Here is an 11769-nt window from a genome sequence, read left to right as displayed (position 1 = left end):
CAACTAAAAAAAGCTCGGTTCTTCGCCAAACTGTTTTACATACTCTTCCTTCCATGTTTCATCCATATCTTTTTTTCGATAAACCTGGCCATAATCAACTTTAGTATATTCAGTTATTTTAGTCATTGATGAAACTACAGCTAAAGCATTAATGTGGCAATAATCACCAACAACAGCATCATGATCAATTATTGCTCCAGTTGAAATAATACAGCCTTTACCAACTGTTACATTTGCTTCAATTACAGCATTAGGAAAAACAACTGTTCCTTTATCAATATTTGCATAATTAGAAATAATACTTTTATTCGATATTAATGATATTAAGTTATAACCTAATTCAACTGCCTTATTAAATAATTGTTTCCTAAGCTTGTTATTGCCTATAGCAATAACAATATCTTTATATTCAGAACAATATAATCGCATATCATCAATCTGTCCAATAACTTTACAATCATTAATCATATTATTAATATGATTATCATCAAGAAAAGCAATATGATCATAATATTCTCTAGCTATATCTAGACAACATCTCCCATGACCTCCTGCTCCTACTATCAACAACTTTTTTATCTTAATCTCCCCCTAAAAACAAAAAAGAACATAGTTTCCCCTTACCCCAAGTAAGGAACTATGTTCAAAATAATGGCTGGGGGCGGTAAACCATTCTCCCCAGCTTAATTTTTGCTTGTTATTTTTAATCCTGCTTTTATCCTTCTATTCATAAAAGATAAATTTAAATATGCCACCTGATTATATTTATCAACTTTAATAATATTTTTTTCAAAATGTTTTAATGGACCATGATAAACTTTTGCCTTTCCATCTTGTAAAAATGCTTGGGACATTTTTACGACATAGGATTCATCCAATAAGTAATTAAACATTTCAATTTCTGCCTCTTTTAAAGCAGATGTATCTAAATACACCAATTGTTTAATCAAACCATCTTTTTCATTATCCAATTTCATTAAAAATGTATTAAATTCAGTTTGATTCATTAAAGATTTGACAAAAATATAATTAGTGAACATAGGTTTTATATCGTAGTCTTTAGTAATCCTACGATAATATTGATATTGAGGTATAAATGCTTCGATATTATCTTTCTTATTTAAATTTCTAAGAAGTTGATTAGTCCGATTTGATAAAACAAATAACACATACCAGTTCATGATTTACTAACAACTTCTAAAGGAACAGTTATTTTGTTGAAAAAATCACTCTTTAAAACCGCTAGTCTTTGATGTCGATCAATTTTAATAACTTTGTTTTCTAAATTGACTAATGGTCCTTTTTCAACAATAAGTTTTGAATTAACTATGTTTCCTACTGAGTGTCTAATTATGTTTTTATTATCAAGTAATCTTTCCATTAAAATCTGCTCTTCAGTTTTTAAAACATAAACATCTTCAAATTCTAACAACTGGGCAATGCCATCAATTGATTTAAAAAATTCTTTAAATCTTTCATTAAATTCTAATTGATCCATCTCACTTTTAATAAAGACATAATCAGGATACAAATCCTTAATAATATAATTTTTCTTTCCCTTAATGTTGTACCATCTCTCCATTTTAGGAACGAAAGCTATTGTATTATTCTGTTGATTAAAAAATTTAACTAGTTTAGAACTCCGTTCAAGTTTTATATGAACTATATACCAGTACATCATTAACCTCATTTCTTTTGCTTTCACAGAACTATTAATTCTGCGAAATTACAGGTGCAGAGATCTTATTAATTTGATTCATTTTAAATTCAATTGATGAATGAACATATAGTTGTAATGTAGTAGAAATATTAGAATGTCCCAACATTTCACTTAATGACTTTAGATCCACTTCCTGCATTACACAGTGAGTAGCATAAGTATGTCTTAATGAATGAAAATTGATTTGAAAATTATTATCCTGACATAATCTTTGAAATTGATTTTGAATTGTACGAGGATCTGGGATTTTTTCACTGTTTGTTAGTAAATAATAGCTAGAATCAATTACAGTTAAATAATCATAGTAATTTTGTATATATTCCTTTAAAAATACTGGTATTGGGACAATTCTTTTTGAAGTTTGGGTTTTAGGCTCTAAAATCATTAAAATAGTTTTAGATTCCATATTCTCTTTATTTTTAAGTCTTTCAACAGTTTTACTAACTGTAATAATTCCATTATTTAAATCTACATCTTCCCATTTCAAAGCACAGATTTCACCAATTCTAAGACCTCCATACAAAGCAATTAAAATAGCTATAGATATAGGTTCATAATGATTAAAACAATATTTTTCTAATAATATTTTTTGATTCTCACTTAAAATTCTAAGATTTCCCTTAGACCGATTTAATTTAATAAAGCTAAAATTGATTGTTTGAATACAATATTTCTTTTCTGCATATTCTAAAATAGATTTCATAACATAACGTATAGTATGAAGGGTACTATTAGAATATTTTTGTGTATCAATTAATTCTTTAAAAAAAGATACAATTATATCATCATTAATTTGTTCTATAGTATAATCATCAAAAAAAGGTATTATGTGCTTTAAAATAACTGTTTCATATTTAACATATGATGAGTATTTTACTGACATCTTTTTTAACTCAAGCCATTCTTTAGTGACTAAAAAAAATTTTTTATTTGTTTGCATATTTTTTCTCCTTTATGAAAGTAAGTTTTAAAAAAATAAAAGTAATAATTTATTTAATAAATGATTTGCAAGATAAATAACATTTTGTTTGATTTTGTAGTTATTTGTGCTATAATAAGAGTCGCAGAATTAATAGTTCTGTGAAAATAAGTAAAACTTTGTAAAAAAAAGCCATAAACTCAATAAAAATTAATTGAGTTTATGGCTTTTTAATTATCCATTTATATATAATTCCGTTGTTTTTAAAACATTGCCATATTAATCCCCATATCAATCTCCCACATCAATATAACATATATGCAAAAATCTCACTTATCATTAACCCTCTAGTATCCCCCCTCTAAATCATTTATCCCAAAATCAAATATACTTGATTAAACTTATCATATCTAAACAACTTTTTACTAAATCGTTACTATATTGCTTATTATACAATAATAAATATTATCACCATCAAAAATAAGCCTATGATTATCATTACAATTTTTTACTATAAAAAATGCAACCAATCATTTCTATATAATATTCTACCATTTCTATAAAATAATTATGTCTGATATTATAAAAAATTCTTTGATAACAATTTACTCTTTTCTTTAAATTTACTATAAAGATTGCAATTAAATAAAAAAATCGGTTATTACCGATTATTTTCCAGGATTTACATGAATATTACAATGTTTTACAATTGGATAAATATTTTCAATTGCATCATGTGTTTTATGTGCAATCAAATGAGCATGTTGAAGACTATCATCACCAGCAACTTTAATTTCTATATCAACATATATCTTATTACCAAACATCCTTGTTTTAAAATCATCAATACCTAATATACCTTCTTGTTTCTTTATTAAAGTAATTAATTCATTTTCAAATTCTTCACTACATGCATGATCTATCATTTTATTGATTGCATCATTAAAAATATCAAATGCAACTTTACAAATACAAAAACAAATTATAATTCCTGCAATACAATCTAAGATATAATAACCATAATAAAATCCAATTACTCCAATTAAGCTTCCAATTGATGAAAATGCATCACTACGATGATGCCAGGCATCTGCCAATAACGCATTTGAATTAATTCTATCAGCATTAATTTTAGTATACCAGTACATTGCCTCTTTTGTAACTATAGAGATAATTGCAATAATAATTGCAAACATCCCAAAGTGAATTTCATTATTAGTAGTAAAAAGATTCTTGATTGCTGAATAACCAATTATACTCGCAGTTAAAAAAAGCATCACTGATAGTATAATTGCCGCCACACATTCAAATCGCTCATGACCATAAGGATGTTCTTTATCACTTTCCTTGCTAGATAATCTAACACCTATCATCACAACAACTGTACTTAAAACATCAGATGCACTATGAATCCCATCAGAAACAATTGCATTTGACCCACAAAGAACCCCGATTAATATCTTAAAAACTGATAAAACAATATTTCCAATTAAAGTTATAATTGATACTTTTAAAACCGTCTTTTCATAATTTTTCATACTATCACCTATAATTAAAATATGAAAAATTATTAAATAGGTTCTATTTTACAGGATATCTTATTACTGTTTTTAAATTTTCAACTTTTGTTTTTCTTGGATCACTTAAATATATTTCATGATGTAAGCGACAATCATTTATATCAATTTCTAAACCATTTTCATCAATAAAATCATATATTTTTTTAATTGAAGTAATTTCACTATCATAACTTCCAATATGCATTATTTGAACACATTTCCCCTCTTCTATTTCTTCATAATTAATTTTATTTATATCTAGATTAGGTTTTTTAACCTTTAATTTATTTTTAGCTATTTCAAAAACATCTATTGTAACAAACTCTGGTAACCTTATCATTGCTTTCCAATAAAACTTACTTTTATCACTAATAAACAAATCTTCTGGTTTTTTATCTAACCACCATAATCCCTCAAGTGGCGGCACTACATATTCAAAATAACCATCAATTTTATCATCTGTCATTTTAGACATCTTGATTGTATAAGAAATACCATATAATAATTCTATTGCTTCTTTATACTCTTCACAAGTATTTGGATCACCTTTACCACATACAGTTACATAAGTAATTTTAGGTACATTAACTAACATGGGTTCTTGCTTTGGTAAATATAACTCTCTATACTCCTTCTTATAATCTATTTTTTTCATTTTACTTTTCCTACAATCTTTTCAAATTTTTTTATTGAAAGTATTTCATTAGTTATAAATTTACCCTCATAAAATAAACTATAAGTATTAAAAATAGTTGGACTTGTCTGTGCCATCTCCTTATTATCTATATATCTTATAACAATATCAATATCATTTTCATCACAATACTTATTTAATAAATCAACATATTTGGCAGTAAATGGGCATTGATGACTATAATACAGTACAAACCCTCTATCCTCTATCTTTAATTGTTTAATCTTAAATTTTGGCTGTTCTACATTATCATGAAAAGCTAAAAACATTAACTCATATTTATCATCAATACAGTCTACTACTTCAAAACCATATTTTAATAAAAATTGTTTATCCATTAAAAAAGACATCTTCTTTTTTGAAGAAAGAATTACTAAACCATCTTTATACTTTTCTTTACTATCTAAAATACAACTATCTAATAATCCTTTAGCATAACCTTGTCCTTGAAATTTTCCAGAAACCCATATACAATCTATATACATTAGATTACTTCCTTTAATCGGTACCCAGGCATTTTCAATTGGTAAATATTCAATAAAACATTTTCCCCTAACATTTATCTTTTTAAACACTAATCCATCACTAAAACGTTCTTTTAACCAACTCTTTTTAGATTTTACTTGAATATCATTATTAGATGAAATAGCACAACAAATATGCTCCTTATCAATATTACTTTCATCAACTGTTATAATTTCCATTACAATCATCTCCTTGCACTACCATTATAACAAAGCAAATATGACATAGTCTGTCATGTTTATTAAAAACCAATTAAATAGTTTATTTCTTCTCAAATTACTATTTATATATCTTTTTTATTTTTTCTATTTCATCTAGTAATTTTTCTTTTAAATCAATTGGCTCAATTATTTCAATTTGACTACCAAACGAAAGAATAAAACTTATTAGCCAATAATTATCAAAAACATCAGTTTCTACAATATAATTACCTCCCTGATCTAATAAAATTTCATCTTTATTAAATTCATCAAAAACAACATTTCCTAAATTCTTATTAAACTTTAATTTAACCTTTTTCATCATAAAATGATTATCATAAGATGTTATTACAGGTGGAAATTTGATTTTTTCATTAAACACATCAGAAGTTAGAACCAGATCATTAATTCTTGTTAATTTAAAAATTCGATAATCTGTTTTAATCAGACAGTATCCTTGTAAATACCAGGTATTGCTTTTAAAAAATAATTTATTAGGTAATACTTTTCGTTTAGAATTTTCACCATAAGAATTAACATAATTAAATTCTACTATTCGATTATTAAAAACAGCTTCTTTTAATAAATAAAATTTATGATTAAGATTATTAGCTTTGTGCCATGTACTAAAATCCACTTCAATCCAATCACGTTGCTCTTGATCAAACATAGCTGTTAATTTTGTAACTAATGCATTTTGATTAGTACCTTGTAAATGCTCAATAGTTTGAATTGCTGTTAAAATCTGTTTTTGTTCTTGGGGATTAAAAACCGTTTTTTCTACAACAAAGTTTTCATCAATTGATATCCCTCCATTGTTTCCCTGAACTGTATTAATAGGGATTCCAGCTACAAGTAACCGGTCTAAATCTCGATAAATGGTTCTAACTGAAACTTCAAAATATTCAGCCAATTCTTTAGCAGTAGTTTGCTTATGATCAACTAAATAGTATAAAATTTCAAATAATCGACTAACTGCCATTAATCAATCCACCCAAAATATTTACAGGCATTATAAATACCATCTTTATTACAATCATTAGTTACATAATCAGCTTTTTGTTTTAGCTCATCAACAGCATTCCCCATAGCAATACTTATCCATTCATCTTTAAACATTTTCAAGTCGTTTTTCTCATCACCAAAAACTACTACGTCCTGGTAATCACCATTAAAATAATCTACTATTTTTTTGATACCAATAGACTTATCATCAGGTTCAACAAAGATATATTCTTTATGAAAACGACACCATGGCAAATATTTTAAATTTTCCAATTTTTGTTCTTCAGGTGCAAAACACGCTACATATACCTTATAAATTTCTTTAAAATTTCGAGGATCTAAATCTTCTTGAACAATTGTTTCCATATAATTATCATGAGTAAAATTAAGAAATCTTTTATCAGGTGTTAACCTTCTTTTACTATTATCTGGAGAAATAGCCCAGATATAATTTTTTTCAATACACTCATTAATCAATGCTAAACATTTTTTATAGTCTAATGGTTCAATTTTAATTAATTCATTAGCAATCGTAATTCCATTACCACCATCACTGACCATATTTTCAAACCCCAGTTGTTTCATATAATCAACTGCCATAGCATAGCTTCGTCCTGTTGCAATTGCTAAAAAGTGACCAGCTTCTTTAAGTTTAGAAATAGCTAATTTAGTTGATTCAGGAATATATTGATTTCCTGGTGTGCCAACTGCTAATGTTCCATCTATATCAAAAAAGAAAAATTTACGTTTCATATTTTAGTTACCTCCAAAACCATTTTAACATATTACTTAGTTAAATTATTCAATTTACCAAACAAGAAAAATATATTTAAAACAGTATGCCCCTAAATCAATATATTAATTTTTTATGAAAATTATAAATTTTATTTCCATATATACTTTATATCAAAACCTCTAAATAATTACATACCCAATAAAAAGCAATTTATTTTTTATCATCTATTATAATTTTAAAAAAATAGAATTAATACTTTCATTTATACATTTTTCATCACTTAAAACACAATTTAGAATATTCTATAACTTTAGTCATATACTATTCACAACTATAAAATTGATATATTATCAACTGATAAAAAACTTATAAATACAAAAAGAGCTAAAAACTATTAAAATAAGTTTTTTTAGCTCAAATATACTTATTTTTAGAAAAAACTTTATACAAATTATTGACCTTATGATATATTTCTTTAGTTATAATTATGTATTTTTTCAAATAATAAAAGCAAACATTACTACCACAGTTAAAACAATATCTATGTATATATTACATGAATTATATGATAAATCTCACAACAAATATAAATAATTATTTTGATTCTATTCTTTTATGATTATACTCCATTACTAGCTCTACTTCATTAGTATCCAAATCAATCTGCTCTTTAATAATCTTAAATTTTTCTTTTATATAAAAATTCACTGCTTTTTGATTCTTTTGATAAACTGATAAAATTAAATATTTATGATCTTTCTTTATATAATTGATTAGCTGATGACCAACATTTTGACAACGATAAGTTTTATCAACAAAAATCCCTGCTATATAATTATCAACTATACCTATAAAACCTAATACTTTGTAATTAATTTCATAAACATATATATCAGCATCTAAAATCATTTGCTTAACCATTTCATAGTGATTTAACCAATAACTTTTATTAATAAAATAATGAACATCAAGATTAGCATCTAACCATAACTGCATAATTCGATCAATATCTAAAATACTAAATTTTCTAATCACTATTATTTTCCTTAACTTTAAACAGTACCATTTCTTTAATTAAATTAACTGGTAAATCCTGATCTATTGGTAATCGAACAGTATTTTTAGAATTAGTTTTATATCCATTTAATTGTTCTTGAAAACATACAAGTGTCGCAGGAGAAGTATAAAATCCCAGATGTTTTTTACAAACTGCAAACTGAACTAAAAATCCATTTAGATTATAAGTAGGAACACCCCAAGATATACCCTCTTTAGCATCAGGAGCATTCTCTACAATAATCTTTCTTAAACAAATTAATTTTTCCTTAATATTATCAGGAAAACTATTAATATAATCATCCACAGTTTTAATCATGATCAATACCTCTAATTATTTTTGATTTAAAAAACCTTTCTTGAAACTCAGTTAAAGCTCTAATCTGCTCATTATTATAATTAACCCCTTCTGGAACAACAATCAGTTTATCATCATTATCATTAATTCTTTTTATTACTGCTATTACTTTTCCAGTATAATTTTTAACTGGTTCAAACACTCCTAATAAATAAGCATCTAATTCTTCATCATCTCTACTAATCGTTTCTGGAACATATCCATAATTAAGTAGATATATAAAATTATATTTAGGATGCTTTAATCCTAGTGGTCGATCAATTATTATATTAATCTTTTGATTTAGATAATCTACAGCTTCTACTTTTGGCATTTTTCTTCTCCTTTTATTTTAGTTAATTATAAATTATTTGGATTAAATATGCAATTTAGTTAAAAAAGATGCCACATTTAGCATCTTTACTCAATAGGAATTACAGAACCATCACTATAAGTATCTGTTATAAATTTTTTAATTTTATCTGACTGTAAAACATCAACTAATGCTTTAATTTTCTCATCTTTTTCATGACCTTTTTTACATGCTACAATATTAACATATGGATTGCTTTCATCAGCAGATTCTAAAATAACTGCATCTTTAGTTGGATTTAGACCAGCATCTATTGCATAATTCCCATTAATTGCAACTAATGCTCCTTCATTATTTTCATAAGCACTTGTTAATATCTCTGGTTTGATTTCTTTAAATTGTAAATTTAAAGGATTTGATTTAATATCTTCAATAGTTGCATTCTGCACTTTAACATTACTATTTAATTCAATTACATCTGCTTTATCTAAAATTGCTAAAATACGCCCATGATCTGCAACTGAATTAGAAATAACAATCACATCATTTTTCTTTAATTCTTTTATATCTTTGATTTGTTTTGAATAAAAACCAAAGGGTTCAATATGTACTCCACCTGCATTAACCAAATTATATTTATTCTGTTCTATATCATTTTCAAAAAACGGAATATGTTGAAAAAAGTTTGCATCAACATCACCATTATTTAATGACTTATTAAATATATAATAATCATCTAAAATCTTAATTTCTAAATCAATATCATATTCATCTTTTAAAATTGATTTTGCTTCAGTTAAAATATCTCCATGTGGTTTTGATGTAGCTGCCACTAATAAAGTATTTTTATCACGTTTGCCACTTCCACCACAAGCAGTTAATGTAATTACCAATAATAAACTAATAATTCCAGTAAATAATTTTTTCATAATCTTTCCCTACCTTTTATCTATCTTTCTAACAAAATAATCCCCAATAAATTGAATAATAAACACAATAATTAATATTAAAATTGTCGCAGTATACATTATATAATTGTTATTTCTAACCATTCCATATAAATATGCTAAATTACCTAATCCTCCTGCTCCAATAGCCCCTGCCATTGCAGTATAACCAACCAGTGATACTGCCATAACAGTAATTGATGAAATCAAAGCTGGCTTAGCTTCAGGAATTAATACTTTAGTAATAATCTGCCAATTATTTGCCCCCATTGCCTTGCTTGCTTCAATAGTTCCACTATCAACTTCATTAAGAGCTATCATTACCATTCTTCCATAAAATGGTGCACTTGATAAAATCAATGAAGGCAAAGCTGCTTTTGCTCCAATCATTGATCCAACTAAAGTTGTTGTTAATGGTAATAAAAGAATCAATAAAATAATATATGGAATCGCTCTTAATACATTAACAATTAAATTTAAAACTTTATTAACAAATAAATTCGGATACAAACCATCTTCTTGGGTTAAATATATCGCTATTCCTAAAATCAATCCAATAATCACTGCAAAAATCAAAGATACAAACGTCATAAATAATGTTTCATTTAATGCATTGACCATTGTATCAAAATCAATATTCTCTAAAATACTACTCATTTACATCACCTCTACTTTAGCTAAATACTTTTCAAATAAAGTTTTTACTCTTTGATAATCTCCAATTACTTGTAAAATCATAATCCCAAATGAACTATCTATAGTATTATTTAAATTTGCCTCAATAACATTGATATCTGCATCACTTTCTCTAATGACTTTTGTCAAAACTGGTTGACGACTGATCTTTTCATCAAAAATAACCTTTAACAATTCTCCTTGTGAATAAATTTGTTTTAATATTTCTTCATTAAAATCATTATGGCTTTTTGCTTCCTGAACAAAACTCTTAGTTACTGAATGTTTAGGAGCAGTAAATATTTCTTTGACAGTACCAGTTTCAATTACTTTTCCCTCAGACATAACAGCAATATGATTACATATTTTTTGTACAACTTCCATTTGATGAGTAATCATAATTATTGTTATATTTAACTTTTTATTTATTTCTAATAATAAATCCAGGATTGATTTAGTTGTATCAGGATCTAAAGCACTAGTTGCCTCATCACATAAAAGAATTTTAGGATCATTAGCTAAAGCTCTTGCAATACCAACTCGTTGTTTTTGACCACCTGATAATTCACTAGGATAAGCATTTTCACGGCCTGTTAACCCAACTAGATCAACTAATTCTTGAACTTTACTATGACGTTCTTGTTTATCCTTATTACCAGCAATTTCTAGTGCTAACTCTATATTTTCACTAACAGTCCGTGACCATAATAGATTAAAATGTTGAAATATCATTCCAATTTTAGTTCTTAATTTTCTAAGTTCATTAGAAGATAAGTCTCCTAGATTTTGATTATCAACAAAAATTTTTCCACTATCTTGAATTTCTAATTGATTAATCAAACGTACCAAAGTTGATTTACCAGCTCCACTATAACCAATTATCCCATAGATATCACCATCTTCAATAGTCAATGAAACATCATCAACAGCTATTACCTCTCGATTTTTTAATCGATATACTTTACTAACTTGTTTAATTTCAATCATATAACCCTCCTTAAAATATAAAAACCCGTCCTCTACAAAGGACGAGTTATAACCCGTGTTACCACCTTAATTCATTATTACCTCACAATAATAACC

At 26.1% G+C, this 11769-nt stretch carries 15 protein-coding genes and 1 other annotated feature (1 of these 16 running past the window's edge); all 15 genes read right to left on the bottom strand.

Going from position 1 to position 11769, the window contains the following annotated elements; translation table 11 throughout:
• Positions 1–3: 3 nt before the first annotated feature.
• The 15 genes from BMW96_RS03670 to BMW96_RS03600 all read right to left on the bottom strand — a co-directional run bounded on the left by BMW96_RS03670 (position 4) and on the right by BMW96_RS03600 (position 11673).
• On the bottom strand, positions 4–570 hold the full coding sequence (locus BMW96_RS03670) for a PglD-related sugar-binding protein (protein WP_092352615.1): 567 nt from the start codon (positions 568–570) through the stop codon (positions 4–6).
• A gap of 113 nt (positions 571–683) precedes the next feature.
• Positions 684–1181, bottom strand: coding sequence for a transcription termination/antitermination NusG family protein (locus BMW96_RS03665; RefSeq protein ID WP_092352613.1), 498 nt, complete (start codon positions 1179–1181; stop codon positions 684–686).
• A complete protein-coding gene (locus tag BMW96_RS03660; RefSeq protein ID WP_228762386.1) occupies positions 1178–1678 on the bottom strand; it encodes a transcription termination/antitermination NusG family protein in 501 nt (166 codons plus the stop codon). The genes BMW96_RS03665 and BMW96_RS03660 overlap by 4 nt, the downstream gene beginning before the upstream one ends.
• A 34-nt stretch (positions 1679–1712) precedes the next feature.
• Positions 1713–2660 carry a tyrosine-type recombinase/integrase gene (locus BMW96_RS03655; RefSeq protein WP_092352611.1) on the bottom strand — a complete coding sequence of 316 codons (948 nt, stop codon included), beginning with the start codon at positions 2658–2660 and terminating at the stop codon, positions 1713–1715.
• 647 nt (positions 2661–3307) lie between these two features.
• Positions 3308–4177, bottom strand: a complete 870-nt coding sequence (locus tag BMW96_RS03650) for a cation diffusion facilitator family transporter (RefSeq protein ID WP_092352609.1) — start codon at positions 4175–4177, stop codon at positions 3308–3310.
• A gap of 43 nt (positions 4178–4220) precedes the next feature.
• Complete coding sequence (locus tag BMW96_RS03645) at positions 4221–4853, bottom strand: GyrI-like domain-containing protein (RefSeq protein ID WP_092352607.1); 633 nt, start codon at positions 4851–4853, stop codon at positions 4221–4223.
• The gene (locus BMW96_RS03640) at positions 4850–5596 is read right to left on the bottom strand and encodes an N-acetyltransferase (protein ID WP_092352605.1); all 747 of its coding nucleotides are present in this window, start codon (positions 5594–5596) and stop codon (positions 4850–4852) included. The genes BMW96_RS03645 and BMW96_RS03640 overlap by 4 nt, the downstream gene beginning before the upstream one ends.
• A gap of 100 nt (positions 5597–5696) precedes the next feature.
• Positions 5697–6599 (bottom strand): helix-turn-helix transcriptional regulator, encoded by a 903-nt coding sequence (locus tag BMW96_RS03635; protein WP_092352603.1) that lies wholly within the window; start codon positions 6597–6599, stop codon positions 5697–5699.
• A complete protein-coding gene (locus tag BMW96_RS03630; protein WP_092352601.1) occupies positions 6599–7375 on the bottom strand; it encodes an HAD-IIB family hydrolase in 777 nt (258 codons plus the stop codon). The genes BMW96_RS03635 and BMW96_RS03630 overlap by 1 nt, the downstream gene beginning before the upstream one ends.
• A gap of 577 nt (positions 7376–7952) precedes the next feature.
• Positions 7953–8393 (bottom strand): GNAT family N-acetyltransferase, encoded by a 441-nt coding sequence (locus tag BMW96_RS03625; RefSeq protein ID WP_092352599.1) that lies wholly within the window; start codon positions 8391–8393, stop codon positions 7953–7955.
• The gene (locus tag BMW96_RS03620; protein ID WP_092352597.1) at positions 8386–8733 is read right to left on the bottom strand and encodes an iron chaperone; all 348 of its coding nucleotides are present in this window, start codon (positions 8731–8733) and stop codon (positions 8386–8388) included. The genes BMW96_RS03625 and BMW96_RS03620 overlap by 8 nt, the downstream gene beginning before the upstream one ends.
• The gene (locus tag BMW96_RS03615; protein ID WP_092352595.1) at positions 8726–9085 is read right to left on the bottom strand and encodes an inorganic diphosphatase; all 360 of its coding nucleotides are present in this window, start codon (positions 9083–9085) and stop codon (positions 8726–8728) included. Before BMW96_RS03615 ends, BMW96_RS03620 begins: the two co-directional genes overlap by 8 nt.
• 86 nt (positions 9086–9171) lie before the next feature.
• Entirely contained in the window at positions 9172–9993 is an 822-nt protein-coding gene (locus BMW96_RS03610) for a MetQ/NlpA family ABC transporter substrate-binding protein (protein WP_092352593.1), read from the bottom strand.
• A 9-nt stretch (positions 9994–10002) separates the two neighbouring features.
• Positions 10003–10668, bottom strand: a complete 666-nt coding sequence (locus BMW96_RS03605) for a methionine ABC transporter permease (protein WP_092352591.1) — start codon at positions 10666–10668, stop codon at positions 10003–10005.
• Entirely contained in the window at positions 10669–11673 is a 1005-nt protein-coding gene (locus tag BMW96_RS03600; protein ID WP_092352589.1) for a methionine ABC transporter ATP-binding protein, read from the bottom strand.
• Between the two features lie 34 nt (positions 11674–11707).
• Positions 11708–11769: a binding site (T-box leader), on the bottom strand; it runs 169 nt beyond the window's last position.

Source organism: Thomasclavelia cocleata (assembly GCF_900102365.1).
Taxonomy (GTDB): Bacteria; Bacillota_I; Bacilli_A; order Erysipelotrichales; family Coprobacillaceae; genus Thomasclavelia; species Thomasclavelia cocleata.
This window is presented reverse-complemented; position numbering and strand designations above follow the sequence as displayed.